This is a genomic window from Gammaproteobacteria bacterium, from assembly GCA_021648145.1.
GTDB lineage: Bacteria > Pseudomonadota > Gammaproteobacteria > JAADGQ01 > JAADGQ01 > S141-38.
Genome location: JAKITI010000009.1, coordinates 16,363 through 34,775, shown reverse-complemented (window position 1 = coordinate 34,775; position 18,413 = coordinate 16,363). Strand labels below are relative to the sequence as shown.

The following is an 18,413-nucleotide window of genomic DNA, read 5'->3' as shown; positions in this document are numbered from 1 at the left end:
GTCGGCAGATAGATCGGTATTCGATAGGTTAGTTTCATTGGCGTTGTCTGTTACGGTGAGGAAAAGAGTGTTGTTGTGCAGCAGGGACGAAACACTCTGAATCAAGCACGGGAGGTTTTATAATGATAAAGATAGATTTTACGTTGCCACGTATTGCTCTGTTTTTCATTGGAACCTGTGTTGCAGTTTCTGGTTATGCCGATGAAGTCTCTGGTCAACCCGCTGTGCAGACCGAATCGAAACAGATTATTTGCAAAACACCTGAAGAGGCAAAACGCCTCTGCTCCGAATCACTTCGATCCCACTCTTTTTTCCCTATTGATACCAAAAAAAAGTCGCTGTTACTGGACTATTCAAGTAACGCAATTTCAAGTTTACAAAACCGATTGTTGTCGGTTCACAAGCATATAGGCAATCCCACTTTTCGTTTAAATGTACAGAGTGATAATCCAGTGCTTGGTATGGGGTTGATTAATCAAGAGATCTTGCGAATCAGTTTTTTGCTGGGTACCGATATAAATATTGAGCAGGCGACTGCTGAAGAGTTGATGAACTCATTGACTGAACTTAAGTTGAAGCCAAACATTGGCTTGGGCTTTGAAAGGTACTGGTAAAATACCTGATTAATTTTGTGAACTTTTAAAAATAGCGCGTGTCTTTAATAGCAGAGTACGCACAAATACTCTCCCGCTTTTTATCTCCCTTCAAAGCGGGGATTTAAACTCCCCGGCTATCTCCCAGTAGCTGGGGTTTTTTTTGTCTCCAGTATAACCAATCAAAATTATTTTAATTGGTTGCTGACTTCTAGCCATTCATTTAATTTACTGTATATCTCTTCAATGCCTGTTTTTTTCAGGGATGAAAAAAGTTGTACGGAGATTGGGATATCTCGTGCTTGCTGCTTTAGGGTTTTTTTTGCTTTGCTGAGTGTTGCCTGGGCTGCATTTCTGCTGAGTTTATCTGTTTTGGTCAACAAAATATGTGCGGGCATCTTGGCGTGTTCACACCAGTCAAGCATCGACATATCAAATTCAGTAAATGGGCGGCGTGAATCCATGATAACAATCAGCCCTTTAAGTGCTTGTCGCTCATTTAGGTACGATGAAATCAGTTGCTGCCAATGTTGTTTGACTCGATCAGGTACTTTGGCAAAACCATAACCAGGCAAATCGACCAATCTGTGCTCTGAATCTATTTCAAAAAAATTGATGAGCTGGGTTCGTCCTGGAGTTTTACTGGTTCGCGCAAGGCCACGCCGATGAGTCAATGTATTAATGGCGCTGGATTTTCCGACATTAGAGCGGCCGGCAAAAGCGACTTCTTTTCCCATATCAACGGGAAGCTCGGAGGCTTTGTTGACACTGGTTGTATATTGGGCTTTATTGTAGAACGCACGCATGGATAAAAAACTTCGATCAAAGTTGTCACTTGCGGGTTGCAAGATCACAAATAGCCGCCATAATAGGCTGTTTTTGAATCGTTCTCCACTAATTAATAGATACTGACCTGATGAAACAACTGATAAAAAACCTGCTTTGTGATGCTGTTTTACAACTACAGCAGAGTGATGTGCTACCAAAAGAATTGAAACTGGATGTTCAGGTTGAGCGTGGGCGTAACAAAGAGCTGGGTGATTTTGCATGTAATCTTGCGCTGATGCTATCTAAAATTGCCCGTTGTAAGCCACGTGATTTGGCAGAAAAGTTAGTGCAGGCGCTGCCTGAGTCAGATTCAATATCTAAAATCGAAATTGCTGGGCCGGGATTTATCAATTTTTTTATGGCACCCGCCGCATTTCAGCAGATTATTCCAGCGATACATGAGGCTGGTGAAGCCTATGGACACAGTGCCGTTGGCCAGGGGCGAAGAGTGCAGGTTGAATTCGTTTCAGCAAACCCGACGGGGCCACTGCATGTCGGGCATGGCCGAGGAGCTGCATACGGTGCTACGGTGGCTGATTTGCTGGTGGCTGCTGGCTTTAAAGTGCATCGTGAATATTATGTGAATGATGCAGGTCGTCAGATGGATATTTTAGCCACCAGTGTTTGGTTGCGTTATCTGGAGCTGTGCGGTGAAGCCATTATATTTCCAGTGAATGGTTACCGTGGTGAATATGTCCGTGATATTTCAATGACATTGAAAAACAAGCATGGCGATACCTTTCAGCGTGCGGCTCAAATTGTCATGGCTGGTTTGCCAGAAGATGAGACCGAAGGCGGACAAGGCGACAAAGAGACACATATTGATGCTTTGATCCAGCGAGCAAAGCAGTTATTAGGCCATCAAGATTATCGCTCAGTCTTTAATGCGGGACTGGAGTCTATTTTAGGCGATATTCGTGAAGATCTTGAAGAGTTTGGTGTCGTTTATGAAACGTGGTTTTCCGAGCGTTCACTGGTTGAGAACGGTGCGGTTGAAAAAACAATTGAGCGACTTAAAAGCAGTGGCCACCTTTATGAAAAAGAGGGCGCATGGTGGTTTAAATCTACGGACTATGGGGATGAAAAGGACCGAGTTGTTGTTCGGGATAATGGAGAGACCACCTACTTTGCATCCGACATTGCTTATCATTTAGATAAGGCCGAGCGTGGCTACGACAAGGTCATTGATGTTTGGGGGGCTGATCATCATGGTTACGTACCACGAGTTAAAGCCGCACTTTCGGCCATGGGTAAACAACCCGATCTGCTGGATGTTTTTCTTGTTCAGTTTGCAAATCTTTATCGTGATGGCAAAAAAGTACAGATGTCGACGCGTAGTGGCTCGTTTGTGACGTTGCGAGAATTGCGTGAAGAGGTGGGCAAAGATGCGGCACGTTTTTTCTATGTGATGCGTAAATGCGAGCAACATATGGACTTTGATCTGGAGCTGGCAAAATCACAATCGAATGATAATCCGGTTTATTACGTGCAATATGCTCATGCACGTATCTGTAGCGTGATGCGGCAATTGAAGGAGCGAGAGTTGAGTTGGAGTAGCGCGCAGGGCTTCGCTCATCTGTCATTGCTGACCGAAGCTCATGAGCAAGCACTAATGGCCACTCTTGCACGTTATCCAGAGCTGCTCGAAACAGCGGCACTCAGTCATGAGCCACATCAGGTTGTTTATTATTTGCGTGATCTGGCGACTGAGTTTCACACTTATTATAATGCTCACCAATTTATTGTTGATGATGAAAAATTACGAGGTGCGCGCGTTGAACTCATATTAGCGGTGGCTCATGTGTTGAAAAATGCTTTATTATTATTGGGTGTCTCTGCACCGGAAAAAATGTGATCGTGTCTACAAAAAGTAAAAAAAATAAGCGTGTTTATGTGCGTAGAAATCCAGATAAAAAAACAGTGTCGAAAAAAAGAACACCCGGTTGGGTTTGGCTTTTATCCGGGCTTTTGATTGGTCTGGGTGTGGCATTTTTAATCTCTTTTTTTAAAGACAGCCCTGAAAAAGAGTCACATGAAATAAAAATGACAGTCCCCTTAGTTCAACAGAAAGAGCCCGTAGCACCTTTGCCGCCTAAGCCAGAGCCACGTTTTGATTTTTATAAATCATTGCGTGATATGAAGATTTTCATTCCAGATGAGGAAGAGATCATTCCGAATAAAAGAGCGGTTTCTGAAAGTGCTGAAAGTAAAAAAGTAAATGCCCCAGGGGCTTATATTTTACAAGTTGCTTCATTTAAAGAGCATGAAATGGCAGATGCATTGAAAGCAAAACTGGCTATACTTGGTATTAAGGCGGGTATACAAACCGTCACGATTGAAAAAGGAGCCGCTTGGCATCGTGTTCGCATTGGCCCTATTCATGAGTTGCCACGCTTGCATGAGACTCAATTACAGCTTCAGCAGAACAACATTGAATTTATTTTGCTAAAATTAAAAGAGTAATTATACTCAACAACACCTTAAACTATGAGCTCTAACATGCCCCATTCAACCAATAGCGGCGTTACAACTTATCTGATCGGCATTGATGTGGGTTCAACCACCGTGAAATGTGTGGTTGTTGAGCCTGAAAGCTTTTCTATTGTATGGCGCTGTTATGATCGACATGAAGGCTTGCAAGGGCCAAAGCTGCTTGAATCACTAGAGCGCATGGAGTCAGAAAATCCCTTTTTAAAAGAAGGCCAGCACTTGGCTTATATTACGGGCTCTGGTGGCACAGCTGTTGCCGAGCATGTGGGCGCGAGATTTATTCAAGAAGTGAATGCCGTCACGCTTGCGGTTGAACGATTGCATCCTGATGTCAACAGCGTGGTTGAGCTGGGGGGGCAGGATGCAAAAATCATCATATTTCAACCTGGTGCTAATTCTGAGGAACGGCGAGTTGTCACTTCAATGAATGACAAGTGCGCCTCAGGTACCGGTGCAACCATTGATAAATGTCTGTTAAAAGTGGGTCTCAGCTCAGAACAAGCGACTCAAATTCCATTTTTACCCGAAAAACTACACCATGTGGCCGCAAAATGTGGCGTGTTTGCAGAAACGGATGTGGTCAACCTAGTGAAGTCGGGCGTACCCTCTGAGGAGATTGTAAACTCATTGGCTGATGCCATTGTGATGCAAAATCTTACCGTGCTGACACGAGGTAATACGCTGCTAAGCAATGTATTGTTACTGGGTGGCCCCAACACCTATCTGCCTTTTTTACAGGCATGCTGGCGCAAACGAATTATAGAAACATGGAAGGAGCGTGGTTATGCCGTTCCAGATATTCCTGCCCAAGAGTTGATCAAAGTGCCCGATGATGCACAATATTATGCCGCATTTGGTGCTGTAGTATTTGGTGCACAGGAGCAGGCTGAAGGAGCTGATTATTGTGGTGTTGAACGGCTTCGTTCACATTTGAATGGTGATAGTCAGCGTGCATCCTCTCATCACACCGGCCCAGGCTTATGGAAAACACCAGAGGAGTTGGAAGCGTTTAAACGGAGCTATGCGAAACCTGCATTTAAAGCACGGCAATTTGACACCGAAAAAATTGTTCGTGTTTACGTCGGAATTGATGGTGGCTCGACCACCACAAAAGCGGTATTGCTTGATGAACAGGGTGAGGTGATAACAAAAGAGTATCTTCTCTCAACGGGTAACCCGATCAATGATAGCAATATAATTTTCAAAAAGCTGAAAGAGTATATATCGCAGCAAAGTGCTTCCATTGAAATTGCAGGCTGCGGTGTGACGGGCTATGCAGGCGATATACTCGAAAAAGCATTAGGCTGTGATGCCAATATTGTTGAGACAATTGCACACATGCAAAGCGCCAAGCGCTTTTGTGGCGATGATATTGATGTGGTTTGTGATGTGGGTGGACAGGATATCAAAGTGCTTTTTTTGCAACATGGTGATATAAAAAGTTTCCGTCTCTCAAATCAGTGCTCGGCCGGAAATGGCATGTTGTTGCAGGCAATGGCGCAGCAGTTTGGTGTGAAAGTAGAGCAGTTCGCTGATGTCGCATTTGAAGCTAAAAGCTCCCCTAACTTTAGTTATGGCTGCGCTGTTTTTCTCGATAGTGATCGTGTCAATTTCCAGAAAGAGGGTTACTCCCGAGAAGAGTTATTTGCTGGATTAGCTCGTGTCCTGCCAAAAAATATATGGCAATATGTGGTGCAAATTCCACGTCTTGCCGAATTGGGGCGTAAGTTTGTATTGCAGGGCGGCACGCAATATAACCTAGCGGCGGTCAAAGCCCAGGTTGATTATATTAAAGCGCGAGTGCCGAATGCAGAAGTGATTGTGCATCCCTTTTGTGGAGAAGGCGGCGCGATTGGTGCGGCGCTTGAGGCGATGCGGATCGTAACACTTCGCGGCAACTCTTCATTTGTCGGGCTTGATGCTGCGCTCAATGTACAATTTACTGCACGTACTGATGAAGAGACGCGCTGTACTTTTTGTACCAGTCACTGTTCGCGCACCTTTATTGACATCGAACTGCCTGTCGCGCCTCCTGTCAGGCATATCGCAGGATTTTCCTGTGAAAAGGGAGAGGTCGAATCCAAACAGGAAGTGGTTGCGCAAGAAAAGCGAAGGCGAAAGCTTAAATCGAACCACCCCAATCTGGTGGATGAAGAGTCGAAGCTGGTTTTTCGCCATGTTTATAAAGCGACTCTGCTTCCTGACGCTTCAACGCAGATCGAAACGACTCAACCTGAAAAGCGTTGGTTTACAGTTCACCATAAAAAAGTAAAACGTCATTTTCAGCGCAGCTCAGAAGCGGTCATGCAACGCCGCCAACAAATTAGAGTTGGAATGCCGCGTGCGCTTAATATCTATACGATCGCCCCTTTTATGCGAACTTATCTTGAAACTTTGGGCATTACTTCGCACAACATTGTGTTTTCCGATGAAACTTCTGAAGAGTTATGGCGTGAAGGGGGTAAGTATGGCTCGATTGATCCCTGCTTTCCTGCCAAGGTCTCACAAGCTCATATCTATAATTTGCTCTATAAAAAGCAGACGAGCCGTAAATCGCTTGATTATGTCTGGTTCCCGAGTGTGCTTCAGCTCTCTAATTTTTGCACAAACGTTATTGGTAATACGACTTGCCCCATTGTGGCGGGCACGCCCAATGTAGTCAAAGCATCGTTTACAAAGGAAAAGAATCTATTTGATCAATGTGGTGTTGGCTACATTGATAGTGCGCTTGATTTCAATAATTTGCCACTGCTCAAACGGCAACTTTTTGATACATGGGCTTCACATCTTGATATCACAGAAGATGAGAGTGATTGGGCATGTGAGCAGGGGCAGAAAGCGATGCAGCATATTGATGCAAAAGTGCAAAGCCGTGGCATGGAGTTGCTCAAATCCATGAAAGATAACAACCGAGTTGGTTTGTTAATGTTGGGGCGACCTTATCATAATGACCCTGGAATCAACCATGAAGTATTAAGTGACTTTCAGGCGCTCGGCTATCCCGTGCTCTCTATTCGTTCGATTCCTAAAGATCCTGCTTATCTCGATCAATATTTTGGTGAGGAAATTGCGTCAGGAAAGATCAGCGATGTTTTTGATACTCGTGATGTCTGGCCAGAAAGTTATTCAGTCAACAGTGCTCAAAAAGTATGGGCAGCAAAATTTGCTGCACGTCACCCTAATATTGCTGTTGTTGATTTTTCAAGTTTTAAATGCGGTCATGATGCGCCGACATATGGTTTGGTCAACCAGATTCTTGCGGCCAGTAAAACGCCACACTTTATGCTGCACGATATTGATGCAAATAAACCTGGCGGCTCAATTAAAATTCGAGTCAATACGTTTCACTATTCACTGCAACGCTTTCAAGCTGAACTGGAAGCCAGCAAAGAAAGTGTGATGCTCGCCTATAAACCTGACACCAAAGTATCGTAGGGAACAAATATGGAACCTCAATTCAAAGAAAATAACAGTGTAGGTGAAGTGGTTAATTTTGTTTCTATGGACAGGCTGACTGATCCAGATGTCGAACACTGGTACGACGAAAACCCAATTAATTTTAGTGCTGAAGAGCGCAGTGAAACAACGCTTCTTTTTGGTGGTTTGACTGAAATGCATGATCAGCTATTGGAGGCAGGGCTGTTAGCACTTGGCTATAAAGCAAAAGCACTGCCAGTCGCTGATCTTGCCGCATTGCAGTGTGGCAAGGAGTATGGCAACCGAGGCCAGTGTAATCCAACCTATTTTACGGTGGGTAATCTGGTTAATTACCTATGCTATCTGCGAGATGATAAAAATCTGTCCGTTGCTGAGATCATTAAAAACTACCTCTTTGTTACAGCGGCAACATGTGGTCCTTGTCGTTTTGGAATGTATGTCACCGAATATCGTAAAGCTTTGCGTGATGCTGGGTTTGAGGGTTTTCGAATTTTATCATTTCAAGGTGATAATGCAGGAAAAGATGGCAATAAAAATGATGGATTAAAAACAGATTTAAAGTTTTTTGCAACAGCAGTGAAATGTGTTGTGATTGCTGATGTACTGAATGCCATGGGCTATCGTATTCGACCTTATGAAGTCGAACATGGAGCGACAGATCAAGCTCTGCTTGCAAGCAAAAAGTTGTTGCAAACTGCAATTGGTAAACGAAAAAATTTAATTAAAACACTCTATCAGTGTCGGAAACTTTTGGCCGCAGTCAAAACAGATGTCACACAAGTCAAACCCAAGGTTTTAGTGATTGGTGAGTTTTGGGCGATGACCACTGAAGGTGATGGCAACTATCGCTTACAACGCTTTTTAGAGCAAGAGGGTGCTGAGTGTGAAGTGCAGCCCATTACCAATTGGTTGCTCTATATGGTGTGGGAGAAAAAGTCTCGTTTAAAAGAGACGATGTTGCTGCGCAAGGCAGAGCACACAGAAAACAGCTATAAAGATAAAAAATCTATACTCGCTAGTGCTCAAGTCAATATGGCCGCGCTTGGGCTCAAAGGGTTTTTTTACGGTGTTGCTTCTTTGGTCGGGCTCAAAAAATACAAACTGTCAGATATGGATGAAATTGCCCGTATCAGTCACCCCTATTACCTCAATGAGGTGCGGGGCGGTGAAGGACATATGGAAGTGGGTAAGTTGATTCAAGCGGTCGAGCAAAAAAAGGCTCATCTGGTTTTGAGTGTAAAACCATTCGGTTGTATGCCCTCTTCGGGTGTATCAGATGGTATTCAGTCACTCATTACGGCGCGTTATCCTGAAGCCAATTTTCTTGCGATAGAAACAACAGGCGATGGGGCAGTGAATGTTTATAGTCGTGTGCAAATGGCGCTGTTTCGGGCGCGTAAACAAGCACAGAAAGAGTTTGATCAGGCTCCAAGTTAGGAGCGTTCTTTAGGATTTAATTTGTACGCCAGCACGATTAATGCCAGCCCACCAATAATCATCGGCAGAGATAAAACTTGCCCCATTGTGAGCCAATCAAAAGCGATAAAACCAAGATGTGCATCAGGCTCTCTGAAGAACTCGACAAAAGATCGAAAGCAACCATAGCCAAGTAAAAATAGACCTGTAACAGCCATTTTGGGTCGAGGTTTACTGGAGTAAAACCACAAAATGAGAAATAGAACCAGTCCCTCAAGAATGGCTTCATAGAGTTGTGAAGGGTGACGTGCCAGCGGCCCACCGCTAGGAAAGATCATTCCAAAGGAGCTATCCGTGGTTCTGCCCCAAAGTTCACCATTAATGAAATTACCCATACGGCCTGCGAAGAGCCCTAAAGGTGCGAGGGGAACGAGAAAATCTGTAACACTGAAAAAGTCTTTCTTGTATTTTCGGCCAAATAACCAGATGCCAATCGTGACTCCAATAGCCCCACCATGAAATGACATACCCCCTTGCCATATTTTTAAAAGATCCAGAGGGTTGGCAAGTACAGATTCAAATTGATAAAACAGCATGTAACCGATGCGTGCGCCTAGCACGAGCCCTAGCGCACAGTAGAAAATCAGATCGCTGACCTGCTCACTGTTCCAGCCAGAACCAGGTTGCTTGGCGCGCCAATTTCCCAGTAGCCATGCCAAGGCAAAACCGATGAGGTACATCAGGCCATACCAGTGAATTTTTAGTGAGCCAAGGCTGAGTGCAACAGGATCTATATCTGGAAAAGGCAGCATCTAGTTCTTATTCTTTGATTAAAAATGAAATTAATTGTAGCATTTAACCTAGCTTTTCTCATACTGTTTGATTTTTGAGTCTATCAAGGAATTATGAAAATAGAACCCGAAATGCCGATTTTTAATCGCTTGCTGATATGGCTGGATTCGGCCTATTTCAATCTGTCGCCTCAAGCGCAGGAGAGCTTCCGTCTGCAGCTTAGTGATGCGCAACAAACAAAAGTCGCCATCTTTTTGCTGGATGCTCTTTTTGGCATCAAAACAGGGTCTGAGCAGGAGAGTAATACGGCCTGGGAACAGCTTGATAGTGAGCAAAAGAATATCTACAACGCCTACACTACGTTGTTGCGGGGTGTAGGCGAAAACTCTTTTTGTTTAAATGAGCATTTTGCTGAGGGGCATTCTCTGCAAGATTTCAAAACCCTCTATGACTACGATCTTGACGACTTCAATTTCCAGCAGCAGGCGCGCAAAGAGGAGGCGGAAAAAGAAGGTACTTCACCCTATCAAATCAAACCCTACCGCCTCTACCTGTCGCACCGTTGGGCACGGTTTATTGACGATGGCTGTTTCTATTACTCCACCATAAGCTCACTGAGTTTTTATCTTCACAGCGAAGTTGAAGAGTTTATCAACGAGCAGATCGACAACTTGATTCCCCACACTTATAAAAAGGGGGTTCACCACGGCGAGAGCGATAAGGGTGGTGTGCGCTGGGATATGCGCGTAGATGCCAACGGTCTTGAGGATCAGCTCGATGAGCTAAGAAGCCGCTGTTATCGTTACGAAGCAGCGCTGATTGAGAGGATGGATGAACAGTGCCAACAACAAACATCCACAGGTGTCTACCTGTTACCGAAGGAGGTCTACGGTGAGCCTAACCTCGATGTTGTGGTGCAAAATGACGAAGCGGCAAAAGCTATTCATTTTCAAACTTTCCTGCGAGATTGTCGTGCCTTGCAATGCCCCTCTGAAGAGCTGACGGCGCTTGTTGATGATGCTAAACAGGAGGCCGATAGTTTCCTGCGCCAGCAGTATCAGGATGTGATGGCAAACTTTGACCCAAAAATTAAAAAGTTCCAAAGGCGCCGCAAACTTATTGTTGCGCCGGGAGCGCAAGATGAGCTGGGGCTTTAAACTTATACAAAGTGCTTTCGCGTTTCAAATACAGAGGGTGAAAATTTTAACCCATCACTCTGCATGTGTCGTTTCACCAAAAAATCAAAAAGCAGTGGGTTGTATTTTCTAATCTCTGAAAATAGGCGTGCCTTTTCATTGCTGAACATGCCGCGCTCAACAATTTTTTTCATAGAAAAAAGTGGCATCACACCAGGCAAGGGATAGTCTGAGCCGTTAATCAAGCGGTGGTGCCAGTCCTGGCGTTTGATCAGGGTATCCAAGGCAGAGCCGACACGATTGGTTTGAGGCATGGCTGAAATATCGCCATACACCAGTTTTTCATAACGAGGTTCATCCATCAGGCGGCTGAACAGTTCAAAATTATCAACCGGTTTGGCATTCGGGCCTTTGTCGGTATCTATATTGTTTCCTTGTGATGCGCCGTGGGCGATGATCACACGCACACCATGATCCAGCGCCCGCCGTAAGCGTAAAGGGTTGCCAAGTTGTTGGCCGCTGCTGCTTTCAACGGCGTGTTCATCACCTGCGTGAGTGAGTAGTGGTATATTGTGGCTTTTAAGTGCTTCATAAAATCGATCACATAACGGTGAAGCGGGATCCATACCCATCGCTGAGGGAAGCCACTTGATCGCACGAGCACCAGCCTTTATGACTTGTTTCAGTGCATCAACGCAATCTTCACGATATGGGTGGATTGATGCAATCCATTCAAAGCGTTGTGAATGCTGCGCAGCAATCTGTGCTGTATATTCATTGGGTACATAAAAGGCGCTTCGATCCAGGCGTTGCCTGCCTGTTTCATCATAGTTGTGATCAAACGCCAGCAACATCAACTTGACTCCAGTGGGCAAGTCATTGTGGAGCGCCGCTAGTTTTGTTACAAAAGGCGTATCAACATCTTCTTCATTGACGCATGAGCCATTGAGAAAAAATTTAAAGCGAGTGTGCTGAATGGGATGCAGCATACTTTTCATTGAGGGGTTGACCCAGATGCCGCTGTTGCTATCGCCCAGACCGATGAGATGAACATGGCAATCCCAGACCTGTTTGCTGTCAATGCCTTGCCAGGCCTCTTTCACCCAATCATGCTGGGCAAGGCGGGCGGGCAGTGGGCCAGGTAAACATGGATTTAAAAACCCTTCATCAGGCCAAAAAGGCAAACAGCCGGTCAGGCTGGTTGAGAGCCCTGCGGCAAAGAAACCAAGGAATGTTCTGCGATGCATTATTGGTCTCCCAAAGGTTGACTGAGATCAGATACGCTCTGTTTGACTTCATCTGCGGTTGCCGTCATGGGCATCGCCTCGCCAAAGCTGACTATGAGGCGGCGCCTCCAGCCTGATCTGCCCAGCTCACATTGCCTTTTCGTTGAACGGGAGAATCGACTTCCCCACAAGCCATGAAGATAAAAAGGAACGATGGTTCCATGCACTCCATCAACGGTTTTTTCAAAGCCACGTTTGAAACTGTTTAACTGACCACTATGGCTAATCGTACCTTCAGGAAAGAGGCAAGCAATCTCACCGGCCTTTAATGCTTTATTGGTTTTTTGCAGTGCAGTTTTACTTTGGCCTGGTGTAATCGGAATGACATTAAAAAAGTTGAGAAACCATTTAAAGTACCAGCGCTGGTAATAGTGACGATCCATCACAAAGCGGATCGGGCGTGGGCTGACGAGCTGTATAATGGCCCAGTCGAGCCAGCTGATATGGTTGCCTAATAACAGTACCGAACCTTGTTTTGGCAGATGCTGCAGGTTTTGTACGTCAACATGGTAGATGCTACGAAAAAGAAGTCCGATTAGATAGATCATCATCGGGCGGGCAAGCAACTTTATTGTGTAGAGAGAGCCGATCAGTGCAATGAGTGCAATCATATAAAGTAGCCCGATACTTTTTAGGCCGATGAACGCAAATGAGACCGTCATGATTAAAAAACTTAGCATCGTCAAGTTTTGTACCCAATTATTGCCCGCTATAATGGTGGCTCGGTGTTCATCACTGGCGTGAAGCTGGATCAGCGAGTTCAACGGAACAATAAATAACCCACCAAAAAAGCCAAAAATAATAAATGTAATCGCAAGTGATTCAAATGATTGCAGCTGAGGCACGAGTGTCAGTGTGGCCATAATGCCGATGGCTCCGATCGGTATTAATCCCAGCTCAATGCTGTGGTGTGAAGCACGTCCGGCGAGCAGTGAGCCGATTACAATGCCAATGCCTGAGCAAGCGAGAATGCCTTGAATGATTATGGTATTGGTCTCTTGTAATATCTCTTTTGCAAATGCAGGGAAAGCAGCCAGTGCAACTTGTGATATTCCCCAGAAGATTGATAATCCGACAATCGACAACCAGATGGTTCGTTGGTGACGAATGGCATCAATGTTACGACGTAAATAGGTGCCATTAAAATAACTTCGGCGATCAAAGGTTTGAGTTGAATCACCATTAACTATTTCAGGCAGACGATAGGCGAAAAATAGCTCGATGATTGAGCACAAAACCAGCCCCCAGCCGATGGGTGCAATGGTTTTTAAAATCATCTCTTCATCTGTGATGGTGTGGCCATCCAGATAAAATTCAAAGGCGATAGAGAAAGCAAATATACCCGTCAAAATGGCGATAATCGTCGTCGCTTGAACCATGCCATTGGCCATTGCTAGCCCCTCTTTACCCACAACCTCTTTGATATAACCATATTTTGAAGGCGAATAAAAAGCACTTTGTATTGCCAAAACCAATGTCATTAAAAATGCAACTTGGTACCAGCCTTGGTAATAACACAAGGTAATGACTAGCGTTAAAATAACTGCACACCAAGCACTGATTCGCATCACTTTAGGCTTGCTAAAGCGATCAGATAAAAATCCGGCCGGTGCAAAAAGCAGAACAAATGGCAGTAAGATGAGCGCATTAACGATGGCGATTAAAACAATCTGTGTTTGTCCGTCGTAAATTTTGAAGACTGTATTTTGAATGATAATTTTATGCCCAAGATCAACAAAAGCATTGAGAAAAAGCACCACCAAAAAAGGTAGAAATCCCTGCCGTCGTAAAATACTATTCATTGCTGACTTTCTGACCCAGAATGCACGCTTAGCTGTTGATCCAGTTCATGAAGGCGCTGTGGTGTGCCAACATCAACCCATTGACCGCAGTAGTACTCCCCTGTGATTTGGTTGGCCTGCATTGCTTTGCGTAATAAGGGAGCCAGAGCAAACCGGCCACTTTTTTGTTGTTTGAATAGATTGGGATGATAAATACCGATGCCACTAAATGTATAACGCCGCTGCCTTGCTGTCTCGTGCAGTTTGTTGTCTGCTGAAAGTGAAAAATCACCCTCAGGATTATGAGGTGGATTATCCACAAGAATGAGGTGTGCAAGAGTGTCCGGCTTTAGTGAGGGAATTAGTGAGAGTGGGTAATCGGTCCAGATGTCACCATTAATCACTAAAAAAGGTAAATCACCTAAAAGTGGCAAAGCGTGATGAATGCCGCCACCCGTCTCTAATCCACCTTCGGGTTCACTGGAATATAATATATTGAGCCCATAACGCGGGCCATCGCCGAGCCTGTTTTCAATTTGTTGGCCTAAATGAGCGTGATTAATCACGACCTGCTTAAAACCTGCCAGTGCAAGTGCAATTAAGTGGTGCTCAATCAGTGATTTTCCACCGGCTTGTAACAGAGGTTTTGGTGTGTGGTCTGTGAGTGGACGCATACGTTCGCCACGCCCAGCCGCTAGAATCATCGCTTTCATTGGAATTGTTGAGTTACAGTTCAGGTTTGGACTGCTTTTGAGTATAACAAAATGTCTGAGCCTGATTTGATTGTTTATGCGCTTATGACTTGAATTCAGGAAAATAAAAAAAGACCATTGATGGCTAATTATTTATTCTGGTTTGTCCGACTTATGTAGCAACCTGCTTATGACATGTGGCAACAAAGGAATGAACCAGTGAAAATAGATAGTTTAAAAACTAAAGCATTAATCATGCTCGGAGTCGTAATGCTGGTTGCGTCCAGTATGGCGGGTGTGGTGTTCTATTCACTGCAATATGCCGTTGAAAATGCTGATGCTATCATTGTATGGGCAATAATGGCATGGCTGGTTATGATGCTGGTTGCTTTTATAGGGTTCTATCTGTTTCTGGATAGGGGGATTATCAACCCGCTGAAAAAAATTGTTGAACGTGCCAACGATATCGCAGAAGGCGATTTGACTCAGTTGATCAATATCAAGCGTAATGATGAACTAGGTGAGCTAGTGACTGCGTTCAATGCGGCCATTATTGATATTGGCTCCTCTGTTATCTCTATTAAATCTTCCAGCGCCTATCTGACTGATTTGTCATCAAGTATGTTGGATGCTAATCGCACTACAGGTGATAGAGTCAGAGCACAGGCTGTCGATATTGAGCAGGCCGCTTCAGCGGTGACTGAGATGAGTACCACCATTGAAGAGATGGCTGCCAATGCCAGCATGGCTTCTGATGCAACCACCAAAGCTCAAGAGTCGGCCAATCATGGCCAGCAGGTGGTCGATGCAACAATTGATACCATTACTGCACTTTCCGATGAAGTTAAGCATGCTGCAGAAGTGATCCGGCGAGTTGAAGACGATAGCGGCAATATTAATCTGATTCTCGATACAATTCGTAATATTGCGGAGCAGACCAACCTATTGGCATTAAATGCTGCCATCGAGGCGGCTCGGGCGGGTGAGCATGGTCGTGGTTTTGCTGTGGTGGCGGATGAAGTGCGCTCTTTGGCCAGCCGAACTCAAGAATCAACTCAAGAGATTCAGGAGATGATTGAGCGCCTGCAAAAGGGTACCAAAGAGGCGGTCAATGTAATGATATCCGGCAAAGAAGCGGCAGAATCCAGTGTCAGCCAAGCCGAACAGACCAGTGATGCACTACAGGAAATCGTAAGTAGTGTTGGTGTAATTGCAGATATGAACCATCAAATTGCCACTGCAGCGGAAGAAATGTCCTGTTCATCTTCTGAAATTAATAAAAGCATGGTTGCTGTTCATGAGGTATCACAGGATACAGCGCTGACAGCAGATGGAGCCTTTGAGTCCAGTTACCGAGTGTCGGCATTATCATCTGAGGTGCGCTCATTGATGAATCGATTTAAGATTGATGAGGTAAACCGTAGCAGAAACGATGAGATGTTTGCCTGGGATAGCTCTATGAATGTGGGCGTGGAAGAGATTGATCGGCAACACAAAATGCTGGTTAATATTATCAATGAGTTGAACTATTTGGTGCAGAGTAAACGTAGTCAGCGTGTGATACGTAGAGTGCTGTCTGGGTTGGTGGATTACACGCTCATGCATTTTAGTTATGAAGAGCATTTGATGAAAAAAAGTGGCTATCCAGATTTTGATAACCATATAAAACTTCATAAGGCTTTGATCACCCAAGTGACTGAATTTGTTCGTCGGGTTGATGCAGGTGAAAATATTGGTGAAGAGCTGCTAGAGTTTCTCAAGGCGTGGCTGATAAAACATATTAAAGGACAGGACAAGCAATACGTACCTTATATGAAAAAAAAAGGGATTAGTTAACTCCGCTTTGTTGGTGATTTAAGGAACCCAAGGGGAGAGCCATGCTGAAACTATTTATATTTCAGTTTTCGGACGACGTTTGAGCAGTGCTTGGGCGGCATCACGAGGGCTCAAATTTTTATAGATAACTTGATATATTTGTTCACAAATCGGCATCTCAACACCAAGTTTTCTGGCTTTTTCTGTCACCTCTTTTGCACCTTTTACCCCTTCAACGGCTTGGCCGATCTCTTCTAGGGACTTTTGTACTGAATTACCACGAGCCATTGATAAACCAAAGCGGCGGTTGCGTGATTGGTTATCAGTGCAGGTTAGAACAATATCTCCCATCCCTGTAAGCCCCATCAGAGTTTCTCTCTGGCCACCTAATTTCGTTCCGAGACGCATGAGTTCGGAGAGTCCACGGGTAATTAGTGCGGCGCGTGTATTGGCTCCAAGTTTCAGGCCATCAGAGATCCCTGTGGCAATCGCCAGTACATTTTTAACTGCACCGCCAAGTTCTGCACCAATAATGTCTGTAGAGGTATAAACTCGAAAAGATGGTTGGTGAAGGCGTTCTGCAAGCTGAGCAGCGAAGTGTTTGTCTGCTGATGCTAGCGTAATGGCAGTGGGCAGCCCTTTTGCAACTTCATTAGCAAATGTGGGTCCTGATAAAACGGCAAGTGGAATTGTATCGCCCAGTACTTCACGAGCCACTTCATGCAATAATTTTCCTGTGCCTGGCTCAAGCCCTTTGGTGGCCCATGCGATGCGCGAATTTTTATTAATATAAGGTTTGGCTTTTTCCAGTGTACTGCGAAAAGCAATGCAAGGAACCGCCAATAAAATATCTTGCGTAGTTGATGCCTCTTCTAGTGAGGTGCAAATATGCAGGTCATCAGGAAAAGGGGTGTCTGGAAAATAGCGCGCATTGCAGCGTTCACTTTCCATTTGTTGCAGATGCTCTGCATTATGAGCCCACAGCAAAGTATTTTGTTTGTTACGAGACAGCACCAGTGCCAGCGCGGTTCCCCACGATCCAGCACCGAGTACGAGAATGGGGTTGTTGCTATTAATGAGTCGTTTCTCCACTCTCACTCTTTTGTTGTTTCAAACGGTTGAGGTGCTGTTCATAGAGTGCGTCAAAATTAAGAGGCGCAAGTAACAGTTGAGGAAAGCCCCCTTTAGAGACCATGTTTGAGATGGCTTCACGAGCGTAAGGAAATAACAGATTAGGGCAGTAGCTGCCAACCATGGCACCTAACTCTTGCTGTGAAAAACCAGTGATCTGAAAAATTCCTGCTTGTTGAATTTCGACCAGATAAGCCGTTTTAGCATCCTCTTCCTCGCCTAGTTTGGCTGTGACGGTGATAGACAATACAACTTCATGGACATTTTCATTCAGTACAGCTGCGTTATTCGAGACTTGCAGATTAATATTCAGATTCATCTGTTCACGAAAGATATGAGGAGAATTGGGGGATTCGAAAGAAATATCTTTGGTATAAATATTTTGTACTGCGAACTGTTTTTCCTGAGCTGTTTGCTCATTTTTTTCTGCGTCGGCCATTACTATGGTTTCCTTTTAAAAAGATACTAAATTTATTATTTACTGATCACTGGCATATTTTCACCACGCCATGCTTGCATACCACCATTCAGTCTGTAAATAGCTTCAAAGCCTTTTTTGTGAAGAATTTTGCTTGCAGCGATTGCTTTTTGTCCAGTATTACAGCAAACAATAATGGGTTTGGATTTGAATTTTTCAAGCTCACCGATACGGTTTTCCAGATTGGCATTGGTGATATTTTTTGCATTGGAAATATGCCCTTTTTTGAAATCTGATTTGTCACGTATATCTAAAACAAGCGCTTCTTCCTTATTTATATAGTGGGTGGCCTCTGAGGGTGAAAGTGTTTTAACTCCCATTTTGCGTTGAAGTTCTGACATGATTAATGCCGTTACAACAGTAATCAGCGCTAGAAAGAGGAATATGTTGTCAGAGAAAAAAGTTCCAAAGTCATTCATGTTGTACGGTTTTATCCTTGAGCTTAAAGTTTGTGACTAATATAAATTCTGAAAAATGTGAGGGAAAGCTCAGTCGTACCGTAGCCTTTACTCGCTCAGCATTATACAATACTGCCCA

15 protein-coding genes are annotated in these 18,413 nt (G+C 44.5%); 7 read left to right on the top strand and 8 right to left on the bottom strand.

Annotated features, from left to right (window positions below; all coding sequences use genetic code 11):
- The first annotated feature begins 122 nt into the window (after positions 1-122).
- The gene (locus L3J70_07260) at positions 123-614 is read left to right on the top strand and encodes a hypothetical protein (GenBank protein MCF6236156.1); all 492 of its coding nucleotides are present in this window, start codon (positions 123-125) and stop codon (positions 612-614) included.
- Positions 615-781: 167 nt separating this feature from the next.
- Here L3J70_07260 and yihA read toward each other — a convergent pair whose 3' ends face one another.
- The gene (yihA, locus tag L3J70_07255) at positions 782-1,399 is read right to left on the bottom strand and encodes a ribosome biogenesis GTP-binding protein YihA/YsxC (GenBank protein MCF6236155.1); all 618 of its coding nucleotides are present in this window, start codon (positions 1,397-1,399) and stop codon (positions 782-784) included.
- Between the two features lie 110 nt (positions 1,400-1,509).
- Here yihA and argS point away from each other — a divergent pair, with 110 nt between their 5' ends.
- The 4 genes from argS to L3J70_07235 are packed head-to-tail and all read left to right on the top strand — an operon-like array spanning position 1,510 to position 8,786.
- Complete coding sequence (argS, locus tag L3J70_07250; GenBank protein ID MCF6236154.1) at positions 1,510-3,276, top strand: arginine--tRNA ligase; 1,767 nt, start codon at positions 1,510-1,512, stop codon at positions 3,274-3,276.
- Between the two features lie 2 nt (positions 3,277-3,278).
- Complete coding sequence (locus tag L3J70_07245; GenBank protein ID MCF6236153.1) at positions 3,279-3,884, top strand: SPOR domain-containing protein; 606 nt, start codon at positions 3,279-3,281, stop codon at positions 3,882-3,884.
- 36 nt (positions 3,885-3,920) lie between these two features.
- Complete coding sequence (locus tag L3J70_07240) at positions 3,921-7,346, top strand: acyl-CoA dehydratase activase-related protein (GenBank protein MCF6236152.1); 3,426 nt, start codon at positions 3,921-3,923, stop codon at positions 7,344-7,346.
- A 9-nt stretch (positions 7,347-7,355) separates the two neighbouring features.
- Complete coding sequence (locus L3J70_07235) at positions 7,356-8,786, top strand: 2-hydroxyglutaryl-CoA dehydratase (protein ID MCF6236151.1); 1,431 nt, start codon at positions 7,356-7,358, stop codon at positions 8,784-8,786.
- Here the strand turns inward: L3J70_07235 and lgt are convergent.
- Positions 8,783-9,577 (bottom strand): prolipoprotein diacylglyceryl transferase, encoded by a 795-nt coding sequence (lgt, locus tag L3J70_07230; GenBank protein MCF6236150.1) that lies wholly within the window; start codon positions 9,575-9,577, stop codon positions 8,783-8,785. The two genes, L3J70_07235 and lgt, sit on opposite strands and share 4 nt — an antisense overlap.
- 93 nt (positions 9,578-9,670) lie before the next feature.
- On the opposite strand from lgt, the gene L3J70_07225 reads away from it, so the two are divergent.
- The gene (locus tag L3J70_07225) at positions 9,671-10,714 is read left to right on the top strand and encodes a hypothetical protein (GenBank protein ID MCF6236149.1); all 1,044 of its coding nucleotides are present in this window, start codon (positions 9,671-9,673) and stop codon (positions 10,712-10,714) included.
- A 2-nt stretch (positions 10,715-10,716) separates the two neighbouring features.
- Here the strand turns inward: L3J70_07225 and L3J70_07220 are convergent, their stop codons facing one another.
- The 3 genes from L3J70_07220 to L3J70_07210 are packed head-to-tail and all read right to left on the bottom strand — an operon-like array spanning position 10,717 to position 14,473.
- Complete coding sequence (locus tag L3J70_07220) at positions 10,717-11,940, bottom strand: amidohydrolase (protein ID MCF6236148.1); 1,224 nt, start codon at positions 11,938-11,940, stop codon at positions 10,717-10,719.
- Positions 11,940-13,781, bottom strand: a complete 1,842-nt coding sequence (locus L3J70_07215; protein ID MCF6236147.1) for an MFS transporter — start codon at positions 13,779-13,781, stop codon at positions 11,940-11,942. The genes L3J70_07220 and L3J70_07215 overlap by 1 nt, the downstream gene beginning before the upstream one ends.
- Positions 13,778-14,473 carry a nucleotidyltransferase family protein gene (locus L3J70_07210; GenBank protein MCF6236146.1) on the bottom strand — a complete coding sequence of 232 codons (696 nt, stop codon included), beginning with the start codon at positions 14,471-14,473 and terminating at the stop codon, positions 13,778-13,780. Before L3J70_07210 ends, L3J70_07215 begins: the two co-directional genes overlap by 4 nt.
- Positions 14,474-14,671: 198 nt before the next feature.
- On the opposite strand from L3J70_07210, the gene L3J70_07205 reads away from it, so the two are divergent.
- Positions 14,672-16,288, top strand: coding sequence for a bacteriohemerythrin (locus L3J70_07205; GenBank protein MCF6236145.1), 1,617 nt, complete (start codon positions 14,672-14,674; stop codon positions 16,286-16,288).
- Between the two features lie 54 nt (positions 16,289-16,342).
- Here L3J70_07205 and L3J70_07200 read toward each other — a convergent pair whose 3' ends face one another.
- From L3J70_07200 to L3J70_07190, 3 genes are read right to left on the bottom strand one after another with little or no spacing between them, the layout of a single operon-like run.
- The gene (locus L3J70_07200) at positions 16,343-17,359 is read right to left on the bottom strand and encodes an NAD(P)-dependent glycerol-3-phosphate dehydrogenase (protein ID MCF6236144.1); all 1,017 of its coding nucleotides are present in this window, start codon (positions 17,357-17,359) and stop codon (positions 16,343-16,345) included.
- On the bottom strand, positions 17,340-17,837 hold the full coding sequence (gene secB, locus L3J70_07195; protein MCF6236143.1) for a protein-export chaperone SecB: 498 nt from the start codon (positions 17,835-17,837) through the stop codon (positions 17,340-17,342). Before secB ends, L3J70_07200 begins: the two co-directional genes overlap by 20 nt.
- Before the next feature lie 35 nt (positions 17,838-17,872).
- Positions 17,873-18,295 carry a rhodanese-like domain-containing protein gene (locus L3J70_07190; GenBank protein MCF6236142.1) on the bottom strand — a complete coding sequence of 141 codons (423 nt, stop codon included), beginning with the start codon at positions 18,293-18,295 and terminating at the stop codon, positions 17,873-17,875.
- Positions 18,296-18,413 lie beyond the last annotated feature (118 nt).